The organism is Flavobacterium sp. LMO6, assembly GCF_009495795.1.
Taxonomy (GTDB): domain Bacteria; phylum Bacteroidota; class Bacteroidia; order Flavobacteriales; family Flavobacteriaceae; genus Flavobacterium.
Window position 1 is genome coordinate 39,298 of sequence record NZ_WIBH01000003.1, and the last position, 21,257, is coordinate 60,554.

A 21,257-nucleotide genomic window follows, 5' to 3' on the forward strand; every position below is an offset into this window, starting at 1 on the left:
ATCACAGTGAAAGCTGTGGTTTTTTTTTATTTTAAACTCTTATATTTTGTAAATTAGACTTTTTAATTCCAAAAAAATCCCATGTATAAATATACTTTGCCTTTTCTTTTTCTGTTTTTAATTACACACGGTCAAGAAAGTAACAAAGACACAACAATTATTATAAAATCGTATTCAGAAAGATGGGAATTAGACAAAACAGAGAAAAAAGGAACTTTTCGATTAATTTCATACAAACCTATTTATTTAACTTTTGGAAGAATATCAAGTAATCCTAATAAACAACCTAAAAGCGAAAACCCTGATTATTCTGCCACTGAAAAATTACCTTATAATAATACCGAAGCCAAATTTCAGCTTAGTTTTAAAACTAAAGTTGCACAAGATTTATTTTGGGGAAAAGGTGATATTTGGTTAGCGTACACACAAAAGGCACATTGGCAAATTTATAATACCAAAATATCTAGAGCATTTAGAGAACTAAATTACGAACCCGAATTAATTTTTAAATATCCTATGCGATTTAATTTCATGGGAGGCCAATTCAAATCTATTGGTTTTACTTTAAATCACCAATCTAATGGCAAAAACCTTCCTTTGTCTAGAAGTTGGAACCGAATTATATTTCATACTGGGTTTGAAATTAATAACTGGATCATAACTGTAAACCCCTGGATACGATTAGCAGATGATGAAGATGAAAATCCAGATATAACGAAATACATTGGAAATGGGGAACTAAATATTGCTTACACATATAACAATCACCAATTTTATACGTTAATTACACATCCTTTTTCAACTTTTAAAGGAGGAAGCATTCAATTAAATTATATTTTTCCAATTAAAGGACATTTGCGTGGCCATATGCAATTATTTGAAGGATATGGGGAAACAATGATAGATTACAACCACAAACAAACCACACTTGGAATAGGAATTTCTTTTACAGATTGGTAATTATAAATCTTATAAACTCTCAGCAATTTTTAAAGCACATTTTTCACCATCTATTGCTGCTGAAATAATTCCTCCTGCAAAACCAGCTCCTTCACCACAAGGATACAATCCTTTAATTTGCGGATGTTCTAACGAATAATTATCTCTTGGAATTCTTACAGGTGATGACGTTCTGCTTTCTGGAGCATGTAAAATGGCTTCATTAGTCATGTAACCTTTCATGGCTTTTCCAAATTGCACAAAACCTTCTCGCATAATTTGCGATAAAAATCCAGGAAAAACTTGTCCCATTTCTACTGAAGTTGTGCCAGGAACATAAGATGTTTTTGGAATAGAAGACGAAATTTTATTTTGTGTAAAATCGACCATTCTTTGAGCTGGAACTTTTTGAGTTGAACCTGCCAAATGCCAGGCTTTTTGTTCTATTGATTTCTGAAATTCCATTCCGGCTAAAGGTCCGAATTTTTCAAACGGTTTAAAATCTTCTAATTTTAATTCCACCACAATACCTGAATTAGCCGTTGCTTGATCTCGTTTTGAAGGCGACCAACCATTGGTTACTACTTCGCCAGGAGCAGTAGCGCAAGGAGCAATCACGCCACCTGGACACATGCAAAACGAATACATCCCTCGACCATTGACTTGTTTTACAATAGAATAAGGAGCCGGAGGTAAATAATCACCTCTGAAATCAAACGAATATTGTATTTGATCTATTAACTCTTGCGGATGTTCTGCGCGAACGCCTAAAGCAAAAGGTTTCGCTTCGATAAGAATGTTTTTTTGGTGCAACAATTCGAAAATATCGCGTGCCGAATGCCCTGTTGCTAAAATCACTTTATTAGAAGAAATTACATCTCCATTTTGTGTCACAACACCTTGCATTTCATTGTTTTTTACAACAAAGTCAGTTACTCTAGTTTCAAATAAAACTTGACCACCACAAGCAATGATTTTTTCTCTAATATCTTGAATAATTTGAGGTAATTTATTGGTTCCAATGTGCGGATGCGCTTCTACCATAATATCTGGTGTAGCACCAAAACCAACTAAAAGTGCTAAAATTCTGTCTACATCACCACGTTTTTTTGAACGCGTGTATAATTTTCCATCAGAATAGGTTCCGGCACCACCTTCGCCAAAACAATAATTGGAATCTTCATTTACAATATGGTCTACATTGATTGCTTTTAAATCGCGTCGACGACCACGAACATCTTTTCCTCTTTCTAAAACAATAGGTTTTAAACCCAACTCTATTAATTGTAAAGCAGCAAATAATCCGGCAGGACCAGCTCCTATAACTAGTACTTCTTGTTTATTAGCAACATTAGGATAATCAGGCAATTCGATTTTTGAATCTATATAAGTTTCTCCAACCAAAAAAACATTGGCCTTAATGTTCATTTTAATGGCTTTCTGACGCGCATCTATAGAACGTTTTACAACCACTACTTTTTGAATTTCTTTTGGACTAACCTGAAATAACTTAGCAACGTGTTGGGCCAACAGACTTTCGTTTGCAGCTACTTCGGGTGAAACTTGAAATTGAAATTCGCGTGGCATAAATGGATTTTATAAATAAATTATTTTGCAAAAGTAAGCATTTGAAATTATTTTTTAGACTCAAATGCACGCAAAGCAAAAGAAGCTAACCAATGCTCACCTTCGTAATTTCCATCAACAATAGAAGGCAACGAAAAAGACAAATGTTCATTTGCTATTGGTTTCAAATGAGAAAACTCTTTTGGATAATGCTGAATCAAATCATATAAATTCCAGGCTCTACTAAAATTAAGCCCATCTAAATGTACTAAATGGCCGTCGGTTCTATCTGATACTTTTGCAACTTCCCATTTCCATTTTTTAGAAAACAGCTGAGGAGCAAACTTTTTTATCCAAATAAGAAATTCTTTTTGCGGAAGAACTCGTTGCATGATTGCCATTTCTTCCATACAAGGCGACAGAAAATCAGTACCACTTGGCTCCCAGTTAAAAGGACAATTTTCATCATTTAGAAACATTCTTTTGGCATTTTCTTTAATACTATTTTGCAAGGGTATATTACCTGAAAAAACAGCATAATCCCACGCATTTGTTAGTCCGAATGCAGTATTAGAATGCGTTCCAACACGAATAGGATATAATAATTTTGGTAAAAAATCAATATAACGAGAAATAATCAAATTAGTTAATGGAAGAAGATTGGAAGCTAACTCTTTTGCATAAAATTCATTAGACATTTCTAATTCATGTTGTAACTTTAACAACCAATTCCATCCGTATGTTCGTTCAAAAGATTTTTCGTGTGTTTTCTGAAAATAAGCTATCTCTTTAGAAATATTTTCACTTGAAAGATTGATTTTTAATTTTTCAATGATTTGATCTCTGTCTTTTAAATCTTTAAAATGATTTAGTAAATACACTAAACTCCAATGGCCATGAACCGAAGAATGCCAATCAAAACAACCATAAAAAGCCGGATGCAACTCTTTTGGAGAGAGTAATTCCGATTCATTTAGCAAAAGTTGGTTGAGTTTGTTTGGATATTCTTGTTGCAAACATTTCACAGGCAAACTCGCTAGATGATTGGCTTGGTCTAGGGTTAAATTTTGTGAGAAAGCAATACTACTAACGAGAAAAAAAAGGACACTTTTCATAACAAATAGTTTTTTCAAATTTAGTAAAAACTTATCTTTGAATAAAATTAGTAACAATAATGTCTAGAAAAATAAAGCTTATTTGGGATTTTAGAGGCGAAGCTTCCGCAAAAACAGCAGAACATCATGATATTCATTTAAAAGAATATTTAGAAAAGGAAAATAGTACTTTAGAAAAAACAGGCTTTGAAGCTATAAACGAGATGCATGCCATTGCTTTTATTGTGGTAGAAGAAAAAGACATGATTAGGTTTAGAGATGTCTTAAAACCACATAGAGGCGAGATATTCGAACCAAAAAATCAATAAAAAAATCCAAACTTTTTTTAATGGAGTTTGGATTTTTATATTTAGAATTTCTCAAATTATTACAATCTGTGTTCCTTATTTAAAAATGTATAATTAATTTGCTACTTCGCTAATAAACTTAATACGCATTAAACGAAGTTCTTCTATATCGTAGTCGCCATCAAATTCTTTTAAAGCATCTTTTATATTATCGGACTCAGAATCCATAAAATAATCATGAATTTCTTCTTGCTGGTCTTCATCTAAAATATCATCTATCCAATAACTAATATTTAATTTAGTTCCAGAATATACAATTTGTTCCATTTCTTTTAGCAAATCATCCATAGATAATCCTTTTGCCTTTGAAATATCATCTAATGCTAATTTTCTATCAACGTTTTGAATGATATACAATTTCAATCCAGAATTAGCTCCGGTAGATTTCACCACCAAATCATCAGGACGAATAATGTCGTTATCTTCTACATATCTATTGATTAAATCGATAAAAGGTTTTCCGTATTTTTTAGCCTTTCCTTCTCCTACTCCATGAACATTACTCAGTTCATCTATAGAAATTGGATATTTCAACGCCATATCTTCTAATGAAGGGTCTTGAAAAATAACAAAAGGAGGGACACCTAATTTTTTAGCTTCTTTTTTACGTAAATCACGCAACATGCTCATTAAAGCCTCGTCAGCAGTACCTGTAGATTTTGCTGCTGTAACTATAGCTTCATCTTCTTCTTCATTATACTCATGATCTTCAGACATCATAAATGACGTTGGTGACTTTATAAAAGCCTCACCTTTATCTGCCATTTTTAAAACACCATAAGTTTCAATATCTTTAGTTAATAATCCATCAACTAAAACCTGACGAATTAATGCCATCCAATATTTCTCATCAAAACTAGCACCACTTCCAAAATAAGGTTGCGTATCTATTTTTTGTGCTTTAATAATAGCATTAACTTTACCTACAAGCGCAAAAACAACTTCTTTAGATTTAAATAATTGTTTCGTATCTCGAACTACTTTTAATAATGTAACTACCTGATCTTGTGCTTCTATCTTTTTCTTTGGATTGCGAACATTATCATCCATATCGGCACCTTCACCGTTTTCTCCGTCAAATTCTTCACCAAAATAATGTAGCAAGAATTTACGACGCGACATAGAAGTTTCGGCATAAGCAACTACTTCTTGTAGCAAAGCAAAACCAATTTCTTGTTCGGCAACCGGTTTACCCGAAAGGAATTTTTCTAACTTTTCAATGTCTTTATATGAATAATACGCCAAACAATGACCTTCTCCTCCATCTCGACCAGCACGACCTGTTTCTTGATAATAACTTTCTAATGATTTTGGAATATCGTGATGAATTACAAAACGAACATCTGGTTTATCGATTCCCATACCAAAAGCAATAGTAGCTACCACCACTTCAACATCTTCCATTAAGAACATATCTTGATGTTTGGCACGAGTTTTAGCATCTAAACCCGCATGATACGGAACAGCACTAATACCATTTACTTGTAATACTTGGGCAATTTCTTCCACTTTTTTACGACTCAAACAGTAAATAACACCCGATTTCCCTTTGTGTTGTTTAATAAATCGAATGATATCCGATTCAATATTTTTTGTTTTTGTACGTACTTCGTAATATAAATTAGGACGATTGAACGATGCTTTAAACGTATTAGCATCGGGCATATCCAAGTTTTTTAAAATATCTTCCTGAACTTTTGGTGTTGCCGTTGCGGTTAAACCAATCATTGGCACATCACCTAACAAACGAACAATATTTCTTAAATTTCGATATTCTGGACGGAAATCATGTCCCCATTCCGAAATACAATGCGCTTCATCAATCGCAACAAAAGATATGGGCACACTGTTTAAAAATTCAATATATTCTTCCTTCGTTAAGGATTCTGGAGCTACATATAATAGCTTTGTAATACCTGAAGTAATATCTTTTTTTACATTTGCAATCTCTGTTTTATTCAGAGAAGAGTTTAAAACATGAGCAATTCCATGCTCAGAACTTAAACTTCTAATAGCATCTACTTGGTTTTTCATCAAAGCAATTAGCGGAGAAACTACAATAGCAGTTCCCTCTAACACCAATGCTGGCAATTGATAACAAAGCGACTTACCGCCACCAGTAGGCATAATTACAAAGGTATTGTTTCCTGTAATAATACTTTTAACTACTTGTTCTTGAAGCCCTTTGAATTGGCTAAAACCAAAATATTTCTTTAATTCTTTATGTAAATCAATTTCGTGTGGATTCATTCTCTATTAATATGATTTTACCTAAATTTGCAAACATAAAGATACGATTTTCTTTAATACATACAAATTTTTTAATATTTCTATTTTGAGCACAACTGAAACTATTTTAGCAACCGCAAAACGAACGCTTTTATCTGAAAGTAAAAGCATTGAAAACCTTGTAAATTACTTGGACGATGATTTTGCCAAAAGTGTAACCGAAATATACAACACTAAAGGAAGATTAGTAGTAACTGGAATAGGAAAAAGCGCTTTAATCGCTCAAAAGATTGTAGCTACTTTAAATTCTACCGGAACTCCTTCTATGTTTTTACATGCTGCTGAAGCTGTTCATGGCGATTTAGGAATGGTACAACCAGAAGATATTATTATTTGTATTTCAAAAAGTGGCAATAGTCCTGAAATAAAAGTATTAGCTCCCTTATTAAAACGATTTGGAAATACTTTAATAGGCATGACAGCCGATAAGAATTCGTTCTTAGGAAAAGAATCGCACTATATTTTACATGCTTATGTAGAAAGTGAAGCTTGTCCGAATAACTTAGCACCTACTAATAGCACAACCGCACAATTGGTTTTAGGAGATGCTTTAGCGGTTTGTTTAATGGAAATGCGCAACTTTAAAAGCGAAGATTTTGCGATTTATCATCCTGGAGGAGCTTTAGGAAAAAAACTATTGCTTCGAGTAAAAGACATGCTAGATACAACCCATAAACCAATGGTTCCGCCAGATGCTTCTATTAAAAGAGTAATTATGGAAATATCTGAAAAACGCTTAGGTGTAACTGCCGTTATCGAAAACAACCAGGTAATTGGAATTGTAACAGATGGAGACATTAGAAGAATGCTAAACAATAGAGATACTTTTGCTGATCTAACAGCGCAAGACATCATGACAAAAAACCCTAAAAACATTAATTCAACTATTCTAGTTTCAGAAGCATTAGATATTTTAGAAAACAATTCGATTACTCAGTTAGTAGTAGTTGACGATAATGAATATAAAGGAATTCTTCACTTACACGATATTTTAAAAGAAGGAATTGTATAATGGCAAATAAAAACATAAAAGAAATGTCGTTTTTAGACCATCTAGAAGAATTAAGATGGTTATTAGTAAGAAGCACAGCGGCTATTTTAATTTGCGCAACTATTGCTTTTTTCTTTAGTGACTTTATTTTTAACGAAATTATTTTCGGACCAAAAAGTCCCGACTTTGTTACTTATAAGTTTTTTTGTGAATTATCACAACAATTTGGTTTAGACAAAAGTTTATGTGTAACTGAAATTAACCTTCCAATTCAAAATAGAGAAATGGGCGGACAGTTTTCAATGCACATGTGGACTTCAATTACAGTTGGATTCATTTTTGCATTCCCTTTTATATTATGGGAAATTTGGAAATTTATTAGTCCGGCTTTGTACGAAAATGAAAAGAAATACGCTGCCTCATTTATCATTATTTCTTCATTCTTATTTTTTGTAGGCGTGTTATTTGGATATTATTTAATTGCTCCGCTGTCTGTACAATTTTTCGCTAGCTATATTGTGAGTCCAGAAATAAACAACTCCATAGATATTGATTCGTACATTAGTTTAATGAAAACATCGGCAATTGCAAGTGGTTTATTATTTGAATTACCAATTATTATTTTCTTTCTAACCAAAATAGGATTAGTAAATCCTGAATTTTTAAGAAAATATAGAAAATATACTTTAATAATTGTACTTATTTTATCGGCCATCATAACACCACCCGATGTAATTAGTCAGGTAATTGTTGCAATACCAATTATGATATTATATGAAGCCAGTATACTTATTAGTGTATTAGTTGTAAAAAATCAAGAAAAAGAAAAATTAAAAGCATAAATTATGTCAGATTTAGTAAAAGAATTTAACGATTATCGTTCTAAAATGAACGAAAAACTATTAGCAGACAACAATAAAGTAATCAAAAGAATTTTTAATGTTGATACTAACGCATACATGGAAGGCGCTTTAGACGTAAAAACTAAAGAATTATTAGGCTTAGTAGCATCTGCCGTTTTACGTTGCGACGATTGTATTAAATATCATTTAGAAACCGCGTACAAAAATGGCGTTACTAAAGAAGAAATGATGGAAAGCATGGGAATTGCCACTTTAGTAGGCGGAACCATTGTAATTCCTCACTTAAGAAGAGCTTACGAATTTTGGGAAGCGCTTGAAGAAAGTGTTCAATAAGCAGTATTTAGTCGGCAGAAAATAAATTATTGTTAATTCGTTTAACTGTTAAATTGTTTATTTGTTTATTTGTACCCTAATGTCTTTTAAACTCATAACCTTTTAAACTCATAACCACACTATGAAGCTTAGAGCAGAAAACTTAGTTAAAACCTATAAAAAAAGAAGTGTAGTAAAAGGAATTTCCGTTGAAGTAAATCAAGGGGAAATTGTTGGTTTATTAGGTCCAAATGGTGCCGGAAAAACCACTTCGTTCTACATGATTGTAGGTTTAGTGAAGCCAAATAGTGGTAATATTTATCTAGATGATATGGATATTACCAACTTTCCTATGTACAAACGTGCACAAAACGGAATTGGTTATTTAGCACAAGAAGCTTCTGTTTTTAGAAAATTAAGTATTGAAGATAATATTTTGAGTGTTTTGCAATTGACCACGCTTTCAAAAGCGGAACAAGAAGCTAAAATGGAAGAATTAATTGCTGAATTTGCATTGGAACATATTCGAACCAATCGTGGCGATTTACTTTCAGGAGGTGAACGTCGTAGAACTGAGATTGCGCGTGCTTTAGCAACCGACCCTAAATTCATTCTTTTAGACGAACCGTTTGCCGGAGTTGACCCAGTTGCAGTGGAAGATATTCAGCGAATTGTTGCTCAATTAAAAAATAAAAACATCGGAATTTTAATTACCGACCACAACGTACAAGAAACATTAGCCATTACCGATAAAACCTACTTAATGTTTGAAGGAGGAATTCTTAAAGCTGGAAAACCAGAAGAATTAGTAGCAGACGAAATGGTTAGACGTGTTTACCTTGGACAAAATTTCGAATTACGTAAAACTAAAATTGATTTTGATGCTCCGAAAACCACCATTATACATGGTAAAGGAGAATTAAATATAGAAAAAGAGTAGTTTTTTTTTATAGCACGAAGTTTAACACGAAGTTCCACTAAGATTTCTTTTTTTTTAATAGTATTCTTTGTCGTTCAAGATATGCTTGGCAGCATGACAAACTAAACGTAAAGCACAATATGAACTATGTCAAGCGAAACGTCCGATACTTCGGACTTAATCAACAGAAAGTAAAACTATTGTACTTATGTTGTAAAAAAATAGTGCTCTTTGTGCCTTCCTTGTGACTTTTGTGGTTAAATCATCGAATACACTTCAACAACAACTTATTTTTATCTCCGTTAAAAACATTAAGATCAACCATTCCTTCAATACCTTCAATTTGAGCCTTTTCTGTAAATTGCCAAAACAACCAATCGTTTTCTAGATGATTTCGCCAAAAATTATAATTGGCAATCCAAAGCGGATAATCTGAAAATTCTTTTTTCAAGAAATCGGTATAATAACTTTCTCCTGAATAAATTATCGGCTTCACTTTATAATGCTTTTCTACTTTTTTCAACCAACGTCGTAATCCTACTTTTAAACTATCTATCGATTGCGATTTTGGTAATTTTTCAATATCCAAAACTGGAGGTAAATCGCCTTTTTCTAATTTTACAATTTTTATAAAATTTTCAGCTTGAGCAATCGAATTTTCATTAGGACGATAATAATGATAAGCCCCACGAATTAATTGACGTTCTTTTGCTGCTTCCCAATTTCTGTTGAATTGTTTATCCTTTTTATTTTTTCCAGCAGTTGCTCTAATAAAAACGAATGATAATTCAAAAGCTTCATCTATATGATAGGTTTGTTCCCAATCGATTTTACTTTGATATTCAGAAACATCGAAACCTATTGCTTTATCATCATGTTTATGAAGTACTTCGTAAATTCTAATATCAGCAAGTTTTCTATCTTCTTTAGATAAAGTAGCTACATTTTTATCGGTTTTAAATCCCAAATAGTATAAGAATCCATCTCGGAATTTATAAACCCCAAACGCAATAAACAGGAATAAAACAAAAGAAATCAGGTAAAAAATCCATTTACTTTTCGGATTGGATTTTCGTACGGTTGGTTTTTTTATATACTTTTTTGAAGTCATTAAACCTTTGCTGCCCATTTATTACTAATTAAAGAAAGGAGCACATAACATAAAATAATTAATGGTATTGCTACAAATCCTAAAACAAAAAACGACAATAACGAACCTATTAAAAACAAAATTTGCATTTTATATTTTGCCCAAGTAAATTCTTTTATTTTAAGAGAAAATAATGGAATTTCGGCATTTAAAATAAAAGCACTTAAAATAACAACAAATAATAAAACATATGGATTATATAAAATAGTTGTTAACCATTCAAAATCATTAGTATATTGAATCATAGGTATGCTCATAATAACTAATGCATTTGCAGGAGTTGGCAACCCTATAAACGAATCGGTTTGGCGTGTATCGATATTAAATTTTGCTAAACGATAACAAGAAGCCAATGTAATTAAAAATCCTAAATAAGGCACAAAGCCCATGTAAAAATAATCTTCAGTTAAATAATAAATTGAAGTCGAATCTTCTTGAATGTTTTGAAATAAAACAAACATCATTAATCCTGGCACCACACCACAAGTTACCATATCTGCCAAAGAATCTAACTGAACACCTAATGGTCCTGAAACCTTGAATTTTCTGGCTAAAAATCCATCCCAAAAATCAAAGAAAATCCCCAAACAAACAAATAAAAAGGCTTCATCATAGTATCCTTTAAAAATAGCTATAATTGCTAATAATCCGGCTGCTAAGTTTAGCAAGGTAATTGCGTTTGGAATGTGTTTTTTAATTTGCATACAAATATTTTTTAAATGCCCTAAATAAGAGCCTCAAATAATTTACAGCAAATGTAATACAATAAGTTAATACTTTTAGAGTTTACTATTTGAGAAATTTATTTCATCTTTGTAAAAAAATTGGCATTGAAAAAGACCACTTTATATTTTCTGATTTGCTTTAGCTGTATGGCTTACGGACAAACTGTACGTAAATATTCAAATGAATTCATGAATATTGGGGTAGATGCAGCGGCTTTAGGTATGTCTAATGCTGTAGTTTCACACACAAGCGACGTAAATTCTGGATATTGGAATCCGGCGGGTTTATTAAATTTAGAAGACAAACAATTTTCTTTAATGCATGCCAATTATTTTGCCAATATTGCACAATATGATTATGCTGGATTTGCTATGCCAATTGATGACAGAAGTGCTGTTGGAATTTCAATTATTCGATTTGGAGTAGATGATATTTTAAACACTACACAGTTAATTGACAATGCGGGAAATATCGATTACAATAGAATTTCACTTTTTTCTACAGCTGATTATGCGCTTACTGCCTCATATGCCAGAAGTTTGCCTATTGAAGGGTTAAATTACGGCGTAAATGCTAAAGTTATTCGAAGAGTTATTGGAGATTTTGCAAATTCATGGGGTTTTGGCTTCGATTTAGGGATTCAGTATATAAGTGATGAAGAAGATTGGAAATTTGGGTTAATGATTCGAGATATTACGACTACATACAACACGTGGACAATTAATGAAGAAAAATTTCAAGAAATTGCTGATGCTATTCCCGGCGAAAATCAAGAATTACCTGAAACTTCAGAAATAACACTTCCAAAAGCACAATTAGGAATGTCTAAAAAGTGGATAATTCGATACGATTATAGTTTATTAGCCGCTACTAATTTAAACATGCAATTTGCCAGAACTAATGACATTATATCTACTAATGCAGTTAGTATTGATCCTGCTTTAGGATTTGAATTTGGTTATATTGATTTGGTATATTTACGAGGAGGTATTGGGAATTTTCAGCAAATTACTCAAATTGATGATTCTAAAAAACTGAGTTTTCAACCTAACATTGGTATTGGATTTAAATACAAAGGAATTCAAGTAGATTATGCATTAACCGATTTAGGTGATCAAAGTGCCGCACTATATTCAAACATATTTTCAATAAAAATAGATTGGGAATTGTTTAGATAATGGATGATAGATGATGGATGACGAAACTTGAAACCTGAAACAAAACTAAACATATACGTTTTTAAAGTGAAATTTGATTACGTTGAAAAAGTTCATAAATAAAACTTGAATAGCATAAAAAAAAATCGTAAATCTAATGTGAATTATGTCAAGTGAAACGCCTAAAAATATAGACAACGTAAATCTTATGTGCCTATGTGTTGAAAAATCAGTAAACACCAGCGTTTCGCCTAAGCGAATTAGTATCATCCGCGTGATAAAAACCTGAAACAACAAAAGAATGACTAAAAAAATACTTTTTACATTTCTATTATTTTTAACAACAATAGCTTTTTCCCAAAATATTTCACTTTCTGAAAAAGCAAAAGTTAGCATCCTTACTTGTGGTTTAGGACCAGAATCTTATGCCATGTATGGTCATACAGGAATAAGAATACAAGACCAACTTCAACATATTGACGTTGTATACAATTATGGCGCTTTTGATTTTAGCACTCCAAACTTTATTGGAAGATTCATAAAAGGTGATTTACAATACTTTGTAACTTATGGCAGTTTTATTGATTTTTATTACAATTATCAAGCAGAAAATCGCGAAATTATAGAACAAGAATTGAATCTTACTCCTTTTCAAATAAACAGTTTGTACCAACAGTTGAATTACGCTGTTTATAGTGACGAACGATTTTATACCTATAAATTTATTGACAGAAATTGTACCACAATGGTAGTGGATAAAATTAATAAAATAATTGGGCAGGAATTCATAAAATCAGACCAGACTAATTTATCTTATAGAGAAATCTTATATCCTTACATGAGTGATTTTTATATGAAATTAGGAATTCAACTTATTTTTGGAGCAAAAGTAGATGAACCAGCAACTCGCTTATTTTTACCTTACGAATTTAAAAATGCGCTATCAAAAACACAAGTAAACGGAAATAATTTAGAAAAAAATAATTCTAAAATCCTTCAAGTAAATCAGGCAAAAATCCCTTTTAATTGGCTGAACTCTATTTATTCCTTGTTACTAGTTGTAGTAATACTAGTACTTTTAAATAAAAAATGGATAAAAATTAGCTACTTTATCTTTGCTGGAGTATTAGGACTTTTCTTCTCTTTAGTGGGATTATATTCATTACACGAAGAAATCTTATGGAATTATAACATCTTATTATTCAATCCACTTTTACTAATTTTTGCGTGGTATTACAAAAAAGAAAACTTCGAAAAAACGTTGCTTTTAGGTAAAATTATATTGGCAATGTTGTTAGTGTATTTAGCTTACATGACTACTAAAATTCACTTACAAATTGTTTGGCCTTTTATGACACTTCATTTTTATTGGATTGGAAAAATTGTGTTACAAATTAAAAGATCAAAACAAAGTACTTCCTTTTAAACTCTTAAACTTTAAACCATCTAAACTATTTTTATTGTCCTCTAAAAAATAAAACAGTACTTACCGTTTTAATAACAATATTAATATCTAAAAACAAACTTCTGTGTTTAATGTAATACAAATCGTACTGTAATTTCATTAAACTATCCTCAAGACTAGCTCCGTATGAATAATTCACTTGAGCCCAACCCGTAAGTCCTGGCTTAATTACATGTCGAGATTGATACAAAGGAATAGTAGCCGAAATTTCATCTACAAATATTTGCCTCTCTGGTCGAGGTCCAATTATCGCCATATCACCTTTTAGAACATTAATAAACTGAGGTAATTCATCTAATCTCGTCTTGCGAAGAAACTTACCAAAAGGAGTAATTCTAACATCATTTACAGTTGCAAAAACAGCCCCATTTTGCTCGGCATTAGGAACCATAGTTCTCATTTTATAAATTGTAAAAGGAACCCCATTTTTTCCAATTCGTTCTTGCGTATAAAAGAAACTTCCTTTATTAAAAAATAAATTTACTAGCCATAAAACTGGAGAAACTAGAAAGAATAAAAACAAACCTACTAAAGAAAAAGAAATATCAAAAATTCTATTAAAATACACATACAACTTATTTTGATTGCTTCTACTAAACGGGAAAAATTTATATATTTCTTTATCTTCGAAATTAATAGGTAATCGATATGTACTGCTTTCGTATACTTGATTGTATTTTCTAATTACAATTCCTTTTTCAAGCAAACTTAATAACTTATTGTAAAGATCAATAGATGTTAATTTGTTTTTTGAACTAATAACAACAATTTCTGATACATAATTTTTATAAACAAATTCATCCAAATCTTCTTCTAAAACTCTTTTTACCTTTGCTTCAAAAGAAGATTCTCCAACAGACAAATAGCCAACAACATGATAATGAGGGTTAAACTTCGAAAGTTCTGCAACCAATGCATCTATATCTTTACTATTTCCAACAAAAAGGACTTTTTTCATGAAGCGATTAGACGCTAAGAAAACAATATAAATATATCGCCATAGTGATAATGAAAATAAAATTGAAAAGAAAAATAAAAGAATTTGTAAACGATTTGAAGGTAATACAGGAGTATAAAATGGCGTAAGCAAATAAAACAAAACCGTGACAGATGATGTTAAAATAATACTTTTTGAAATTTGAAAACGATTACTAGCGGTTTGTAAATTGTACATTTCAAAAATAGTCCCAAAAAAAAGCAAATAGATTGCTAATACAATTGTCCAATAAAAATTAGATTGTGAAACTCTAAAATAATCAAATTGAAAATAATGACCTATTAATGCCAATACAAATATTGTCAAAAATATGTCTATAAAACGCAACAATATTTTGCGTTCAGAAATTTCAAAATGTATTTTTTGTGATGCACTCATTTTTTTAAGATGTATTGCAAAGTAACAAATTTAAAATAGATTAGAAAATATAGATTTGATTTTTGTTAAAAAAGTAAAAAAAATCAACTAAATTGATTTTTTTAAAGCTTATTTTGTTGTTTTACAATAAATTATAAAATTCAATTCAATCCTTTAAGCCATTAACTACTGCAATATAGAAAACCATTTTTGTTTTACAATCTCCCAGTCCATTTGTTCAATTAGCCTTCTTCCATTCTGAGACATAATAAATGACTGTTCCTTATTTGAAATTAAATCTAATATTGCTGTAGTCATTTGTTCCACATCGCTATCATTTACTAAAATTGCATTTTCATTATTCGATACCAAATAAGGAATACCGCCTACGTTAGTACTAACTACAGGCAAACCTAAAGCCATTGCTTCCATCACACTAACTGGAGTATTATCAAAATGGGTTGTGTTGATAAAAATATCATTATCGGACGCTAATTTACACCAATCTTCTTTAGACAACTTACCTGTAAAATTAACCTTTACACCGAGTTGATCTGCAAAGGCTTTTGTTGTTATCAAACTACCATCTTTATCAGGACCAACCATTGTTAATGTAGCATTTGAATATGTTTTTTGTAGTTGACACAATACCTCTACAGCCATTTTAGGATTATAAATAGTTGCGAAAGCTCGAACCCAAAGAAGTCTCGGGCTTAATTCTTTTCTTGGTTTGAACTCGTAATTTTTAATTGCTATAGAATTTGGAATATGAATAACATTTAAATATCCATCTTTCTCAAAAGCTTGTTTTAAATATCCTGAAGGCGCAACGTTTTTATAGGCATTTGCAAAAACCATTCTACATAATTTAGGATTCTTTTTCAAGCGATTCGGTAAATCACCACCATGAAGAATAGGAATGTATCTAATATTAAAAAAACGGGCCAACTGGCTACAAACAAAAGCATACCAAAATGCCTTCGTACTATAGGTATCAATTAAAATATAAGAAACTTGATTTCTAAATTGAAAAACAGCCTTAATCATATCTAGCAATCGAATTGAGAATGATTTTTTATCTGAGGCATAAAAAACCGACAAACCTTCATTCTCGAAATGGAGTCCTAAAGTTTCAATAGTTGTTTTATTTAAACCATGCTTAGACAGTTTGTTCCCTAGGTACAGAATTTTCATCTACAAAACTTACTTTTAAAAGTGTTAAAGCATAAACAAAAGCTGGAGCAGCTAATCGCATTGCGGCATGATTAATGGTTAATAACCAGAAAACAAAGAAAGACAATAAAAATATATGTTCTCGATTATTAAAATACAAAATTAAAGGGGTAAATAACAAAATCAGGAAAGCTATTATACCAAAAACGCCATGTTCTGCTAACAACCTTGTAATTTCATTATGAGAAGCAGCAACTATACCCGTCATTTCTTCACGATATTCTTTATTTTTCCCAACTCCTATTCCCCATACAGGATTTTCCATAAACATTGTCAATTCAGTACCGGCAATTTCTTCTCTACCTCCTAACCTATCTTCTTTTTCTCTTCCGCGAGCATCTTTATTGGCGTATCGATTTTCAATCATACCACCCGTTTGTAAAACACTATACGTCCAAACAAATCCACCAATAATTAGTGCACTAATCGATAAAACAACAATCAAATTCTTTGCTTTTGTATTGGCAAACCAATATAATACAGTTATTAAAACAACCATCATTGCTATAGCTGTAAAAACACCGCCTCTTGAAAAAGTTACAATTCCTCTAAAAGAAGCAGCAATTAACAATACTAAATGAATCATTTGCGCCATTTTAGTTTTAGAAAACAAAACTAACAAAGCAAAAAAACAAAACATTCCTAATCCTAAAATTGTTGAAACCTGGTTAGGACCAAAACCGCCTGAAGTCTCAAAATTTGACTGTGTACCTGTAACCACATCTTTTATAGAAGGGGTATATAAAAACAAATAAGAAATTATTGAAACTAATGGTAATGCTAATGCTTTAATTATATATTCTATTTGGAGTAAAGTAACTTTTCTTTGATAACAATATAGTGCACTAAAAAAAAGACATACTTCACCTAAAATATTAAATAAAATAGCTTTTCTTACATCAACTTCATAACCTAAGACATTTGCGCCAATATAGACTCCAGGAAGTAATAGTAGGATAAAAAATAAGTAAAGAATAGAATTTTTAGAAACCCCTGAGAAAAACATTCCTAAAATTAAAAAATAAATTACTTCATATTTAGCAATTTCATGAGCAATATTTCCACCTGTCATTCGTAATAAAACTTCAGAACCTACAACATATGAAGCTACCAATAATACTTCATTGTTTTTATTTTTAGTATTAATAAGTAAAATTGTTCCAAACAAAGGAATCAATATTCCATAAATTTTAGATACAAAAGGAAAGACATAAATTGCAATAGCAAGAATTACATGAAGTAGTAAAACAAGTAAATATGTAGATCTATTTTTTTTCATCAATACATTTTAAATAAAGTTGTAAAACTGCTTCTTCACTGTAATTATTCATAATTTTATTATGAAGTCGATTTGCAAATGTAGTTTGTAATGTAGTATTGTTTAGTATATTTTTCAAAGCTACAACAAAATCAGGCACACAATTACTTTCTACTAAAATACCTTCCTCTTCATTTATAACCATTGGGATTTCTCCAACATTTGTTGCAACCACAGGTAATTTATAAAACCCATATTCTAAAATAGCAATTGGCAAACCTTCAGATAGAGAAGTTAAAATTCCGAAATTTGCTTGTTTTAAAATATTGGATATATCTTCTTTAGTTCCATAAACAAAAACAGTGTTTGTTAATTCTAAAGATATAATTTCTTCTTTAATTTTTTTCGAATAATCATCTTTAAAATCTTTTCCTATTAAATGGAATGTGTAGTTTGGATGAGAAACCTTTATTTCTTTAGCTACTTGTAACAAAAGAGTATGATTTTTTTGTGGTCTTAAATTAGCCAAACAAACAATTCTTTTACCTTCATCTCCTCTTAAACAAGTAGGATTAGGAACTACATCATTTGAAACACCTATAAAATTGGGTAGATAAATTACGTTACGACAATATAATTTGTCTTTTGCCCATATTTTTAATTTTTGATTAACAGCAATAACTTGGGATATAAACAAACTAGCTATTTTTAAAGCTAAAACAGGGCGTTGATTTAACATTTCACTTTTCCCATAATGATCGTGCCATATGATTTCTATTTGAGGATAAACTAATCTCAGGAAAATGGCAAAAAAAACAGAACTACTATGGGAATGAATATGAGTAATTTTATTATTTACAATAATTTTTCTTAGTAAAAAAAGTGCTTTAAAATCAAACAAACTCTTTCGATTTAAAAAACCATATACCACATCATTATCTAATTGATTTTTTAACTGACCTTCTGCTCTAGTAGTAACTAATGCAGCAAAACCTGTTTGTCTTTTTAAAGCATTAGCATAACTAACTGCCATTCTTTCTGCACCTCCGGCCTCTAAACTATCAATTAATTGGACAATTCTTATGTTGGTAGTTTTATTCAATTGTGGTTGTTTTTATTATTGCAGCAAAAATAAGTAAATTAAAAGTGGTGACTCAATTATTTATTTTAAATCGTATTGTTTATTAATTTCTGAATTTCTGAGTCAAAAGTATCTGTTGTATATTGTCTTGACCATTTTTGTGCTTCTGAAATCATATTTTTATACATGAATTCATTTTTTAATGTCTCTAAGAGTTGGTTGGTATCAAACTCTATATCTTCTTTTAGTACAATTCCTCTTTTTCCATTATCTAACATATAAGGCACACAAGAAACGGAAGTAGCTAAAGGTAGGCAACCCCAAAACATAGCTTCGGCTACTACTTTTGGCCAGCCTTCACTTTTGGAAGGCAATATTAAAAAGTGACTTTTTTGATAAGCTTTTAAAACGGTTTCCTTAGATTGATTTCCTTTGAGAGTAACCACTTTTTCTAATTGTGTATTATGGATATAAGCTTCAATTTCATTACGCATTTCACCTTCTCCAAACACATCAAGTGTTACATTTTTGCCTTTTTTAATTAACTGTTCTATTAATTGAATTGCATACAAAGGCTGCTTACCTTTTGATAAAGTTCCAACAAAAATAAACTGTAAAGGGGCGTTTAATTGAGTTATTGATTTATTTAAAAGTTCTGTATTATTTTCGTTCAGAGTTAAAATTTCTTTTTTGCTATAAGTAGCTGTGAAAAACGGTTTAATATTCTTTGTTTGATGTAACCATTCTCCATAAACTAAAACTTGCATATTTTTAGTTAAAAAAGTAGAACTTAAAATCCAACGTTGTAATTTATAAGTAAATGGTTGGTTTGCATTTGGATCCCAATTACCAGCATATTTAGCTGTTTTTTGCTTTTTAGGGAATAAAATTTGAACAATTGCACCAATTAATCCCATATTACCCGGACATCGCAAATGAATATGATCTGCATCTGCCATTGCTTTATAAGTTGTTGCAATTATTTTAGGCAATTTTAAAATAGCTTTTACAAAATTTTGCAAAGAGGTAATATCAAACTCTTCAACTTGTTTAAAATCAATTTTGCTATGTTTATATGAATTGTGAATAGGATTTGTGTCAAGGTTCACAATTGGTGCTACAATTACTACTTCATCTGCATATTTTATCCAAATATTCATTTCTCGAATATAGGGAGCATAACCAAAATAGTTGCTTTCTTTTTGTATATGCTGAACGTGTGTAATTATTGCAAATTTCATTTTAAAAGGTAAAATGTAAAGATACAATTATGTTTAAACATTACAAGAAAAGGAAAACAAGTTCAATTATTTTATGATACCTTGTAAGAATTCGTTTGTAATTGGCTTACTAGTATACAAAATAGAGGAATTAATTTTAGCTTTGTGAATGTACAAATCATCAACAGTAGTAGAAAGAATACATATTTTAGTATGTGCTTTAATGACATCTGAAAATGTGTTGAATTTTTCTATAAAACCAAACCCATCTAAAACTGGCATATAAATATCTAAAAAAATTAAATTTGGTAATTTTTCAGGAGAATTTTGAAACTCTTCTAAAAATTGAATAGCTGTTAATGATGAATTAAACTCCATAATATCTATCGATTCATCCAAATTATTAATAATTTTAGATGTTATATAACAATCGAACTCATTATCATCTACGATCATTATTTTTTCTATTTTCATATTCATTAAATACGTATTTAATTTATAATTTAAGGAATTTTACAAACTCTTCTTGTCTACGCTTAGCCACAGGAAGAGATATTCCGTTTGCAAACTCACAATACAATCCATCTTTCTTAGTAATCTTAAGAATTTGTTTAATATTTACCACATAGGAATGGTGTATTCTAAAAAATTGATTACTCATTAAAACAGAACTAAACTCTCCTAAATTTTTACTTGAGAGTACTTTTTGTTTGTTAATTAAAACGAATTCCGTGTACTTCCCATCTGCTTTGCAATATACAATTTCTTCTAATTTTAATAATTCTATTTTATCAGAAGAAGAAATAGCAATAAATCCATTTGCACTACTTTCTGTACCAAAGCTATTTATTTGATTCACTTTCTGATTTTGAAAACTAATTTCCATTTCAATCAATTTAATCACCTTATAAATCGAAACTATAAGTTCATTAAAATTGAGTGTCTTTTTTAAAAAATCAACTGCATTGTACTGAAAAGCTTCATAGGCTTTATTTTTATCATCTGAAACAAATATAAATTTAGGAATATTGAAAGCCAATTCTTTTACTAAATCAAACGAAGCTAAATTGTTATCTGTAGGATCTAAAAATATTAAATCGGGTTTATTAGCTTTTATTAATTCAATTCCATCAATAAAATTATCACAAAACCCGCAAATATCTATAATTACAGCATTTTCTTCTGCAAATTTGGAAAGTTGACTAATTACATCTAAATTATTATCTATGATTATGGCTTTTATTAATTTCATATTGGGAAAATAGTTTTTCT

Annotated in this window: 20 protein-coding genes; 8 read left to right on the forward strand and 12 right to left on the reverse strand. The window is 30.5% G+C overall.

Annotated features, from left to right (window positions below; all coding sequences use genetic code 11):
* The first annotated feature begins 81 nt into the window (after positions 1-81).
* Positions 82-960, forward strand: coding sequence for a phospholipase A (locus GFJ99_RS04015; protein WP_153207636.1), 879 nt, complete (start codon positions 82-84; stop codon positions 958-960).
* Between the two features lie 9 nt (positions 961-969).
* Here the strand turns inward: GFJ99_RS04015 and GFJ99_RS04020 are convergent, their stop codons facing one another.
* On the reverse strand, positions 970-2,526 hold the full coding sequence (locus GFJ99_RS04020) for an NAD(P)/FAD-dependent oxidoreductase (protein ID WP_153207637.1): 1,557 nt from the start codon (positions 2,524-2,526) through the stop codon (positions 970-972).
* Between the two features lie 47 nt (positions 2,527-2,573).
* A complete protein-coding gene (locus GFJ99_RS04025; protein WP_153207638.1) occupies positions 2,574-3,620 on the reverse strand; it encodes a DUF2891 domain-containing protein in 1,047 nt (348 codons plus the stop codon).
* A 59-nt stretch (positions 3,621-3,679) separates the two neighbouring features.
* Between GFJ99_RS04025 and GFJ99_RS04030 the strand changes: the two genes are divergently transcribed.
* The gene (locus GFJ99_RS04030) at positions 3,680-3,928 is read left to right on the forward strand and encodes a hypothetical protein (RefSeq protein WP_153207639.1); all 249 of its coding nucleotides are present in this window, start codon (positions 3,680-3,682) and stop codon (positions 3,926-3,928) included.
* A 93-nt stretch (positions 3,929-4,021) separates the two neighbouring features.
* On the opposite strand, the gene recQ is transcribed toward GFJ99_RS04030, so the two are convergent.
* Positions 4,022-6,217, reverse strand: coding sequence for a DNA helicase RecQ (recQ, locus tag GFJ99_RS04035; RefSeq protein WP_153207640.1), 2,196 nt, complete (start codon positions 6,215-6,217; stop codon positions 4,022-4,024).
* An 85-nt stretch (positions 6,218-6,302) separates the two neighbouring features.
* On the opposite strand from recQ, the gene GFJ99_RS04040 reads away from it, so the two are divergent.
* From GFJ99_RS04040 to lptB, 4 genes are all read left to right on the forward strand, one after another.
* Complete coding sequence (locus GFJ99_RS04040) at positions 6,303-7,268, forward strand: SIS domain-containing protein (RefSeq protein ID WP_153207641.1); 966 nt, start codon at positions 6,303-6,305, stop codon at positions 7,266-7,268.
* Positions 7,268-8,089 carry a twin-arginine translocase subunit TatC gene (gene tatC / locus GFJ99_RS04045; protein WP_153207642.1) on the forward strand — a complete coding sequence of 274 codons (822 nt, stop codon included), beginning with the start codon at positions 7,268-7,270 and terminating at the stop codon, positions 8,087-8,089. Before GFJ99_RS04040 ends, tatC begins: the two co-directional genes overlap by 1 nt.
* A 3-nt stretch (positions 8,090-8,092) precedes the next feature.
* The gene (locus tag GFJ99_RS04050) at positions 8,093-8,443 is read left to right on the forward strand and encodes a carboxymuconolactone decarboxylase family protein (protein WP_153207643.1); all 351 of its coding nucleotides are present in this window, start codon (positions 8,093-8,095) and stop codon (positions 8,441-8,443) included.
* A 121-nt stretch (positions 8,444-8,564) separates the two neighbouring features.
* The gene (gene lptB, locus GFJ99_RS04055; RefSeq protein WP_153207644.1) at positions 8,565-9,362 is read left to right on the forward strand and encodes an LPS export ABC transporter ATP-binding protein; all 798 of its coding nucleotides are present in this window, start codon (positions 8,565-8,567) and stop codon (positions 9,360-9,362) included.
* Positions 9,363-9,603: 241 nt separating this feature from the next.
* On the opposite strand, the gene GFJ99_RS04060 is transcribed toward lptB, so the two are convergent.
* Positions 9,604-10,470, reverse strand: coding sequence for a glycoside hydrolase family 25 protein (locus GFJ99_RS04060; protein WP_238990069.1), 867 nt, complete (start codon positions 10,468-10,470; stop codon positions 9,604-9,606).
* Entirely contained in the window at positions 10,452-11,195 is a 744-nt protein-coding gene (locus GFJ99_RS04065; RefSeq protein WP_008254282.1) for a phosphatidylcholine/phosphatidylserine synthase, read from the reverse strand. The genes GFJ99_RS04060 and GFJ99_RS04065 overlap by 19 nt, the downstream gene beginning before the upstream one ends.
* A 168-nt stretch (positions 11,196-11,363) precedes the next feature.
* Here GFJ99_RS04065 and GFJ99_RS04070 point away from each other — a divergent pair, with 168 nt between their 5' ends.
* Complete coding sequence (locus tag GFJ99_RS04070) at positions 11,364-12,395, forward strand: PorV/PorQ family protein (RefSeq protein ID WP_008254284.1); 1,032 nt, start codon at positions 11,364-11,366, stop codon at positions 12,393-12,395.
* 280 nt (positions 12,396-12,675) lie between these two features.
* Positions 12,676-13,800: a DUF4105 domain-containing protein gene (locus GFJ99_RS04075; protein WP_153207645.1), complete on the forward strand. Its 1,125-nt coding sequence runs from the start codon at positions 12,676-12,678 to the stop codon at positions 13,798-13,800.
* A gap of 31 nt (positions 13,801-13,831) precedes the next feature.
* Here GFJ99_RS04075 and GFJ99_RS04080 read toward each other — a convergent pair whose 3' ends face one another.
* The 7 genes from GFJ99_RS04080 to GFJ99_RS04110 form a co-directional block, all read right to left on the reverse strand.
* Complete coding sequence (locus GFJ99_RS04080; protein ID WP_153207646.1) at positions 13,832-15,214, reverse strand: exopolysaccharide biosynthesis polyprenyl glycosylphosphotransferase; 1,383 nt, start codon at positions 15,212-15,214, stop codon at positions 13,832-13,834.
* Positions 15,215-15,379: 165 nt separating this feature from the next.
* Complete coding sequence (locus tag GFJ99_RS04085; protein WP_153207647.1) at positions 15,380-16,387, reverse strand: glycosyltransferase family 4 protein; 1,008 nt, start codon at positions 16,385-16,387, stop codon at positions 15,380-15,382.
* Positions 16,353-17,705, reverse strand: coding sequence for an O-antigen ligase (locus GFJ99_RS04090; RefSeq protein ID WP_153207648.1), 1,353 nt, complete (start codon positions 17,703-17,705; stop codon positions 16,353-16,355). Before GFJ99_RS04090 ends, GFJ99_RS04085 begins: the two co-directional genes overlap by 35 nt.
* Positions 17,692-18,786, reverse strand: a complete 1,095-nt coding sequence (locus GFJ99_RS04095; protein WP_238990070.1) for a glycosyltransferase — start codon at positions 18,784-18,786, stop codon at positions 17,692-17,694. The genes GFJ99_RS04090 and GFJ99_RS04095 overlap by 14 nt, the downstream gene beginning before the upstream one ends.
* 65 nt (positions 18,787-18,851) lie before the next feature.
* On the reverse strand, positions 18,852-20,006 hold the full coding sequence (locus GFJ99_RS04100; protein ID WP_153207649.1) for a glycosyltransferase: 1,155 nt from the start codon (positions 20,004-20,006) through the stop codon (positions 18,852-18,854).
* A gap of 66 nt (positions 20,007-20,072) precedes the next feature.
* The gene (locus tag GFJ99_RS04105) at positions 20,073-20,459 is read right to left on the reverse strand and encodes a response regulator (RefSeq protein WP_162523921.1); all 387 of its coding nucleotides are present in this window, start codon (positions 20,457-20,459) and stop codon (positions 20,073-20,075) included.
* 22 nt (positions 20,460-20,481) lie between these two features.
* Complete coding sequence (locus tag GFJ99_RS04110; RefSeq protein ID WP_153207650.1) at positions 20,482-21,237, reverse strand: LytTR family DNA-binding domain-containing protein; 756 nt, start codon at positions 21,235-21,237, stop codon at positions 20,482-20,484.
* Positions 21,238-21,257: the final 20 nt, after the last annotated feature.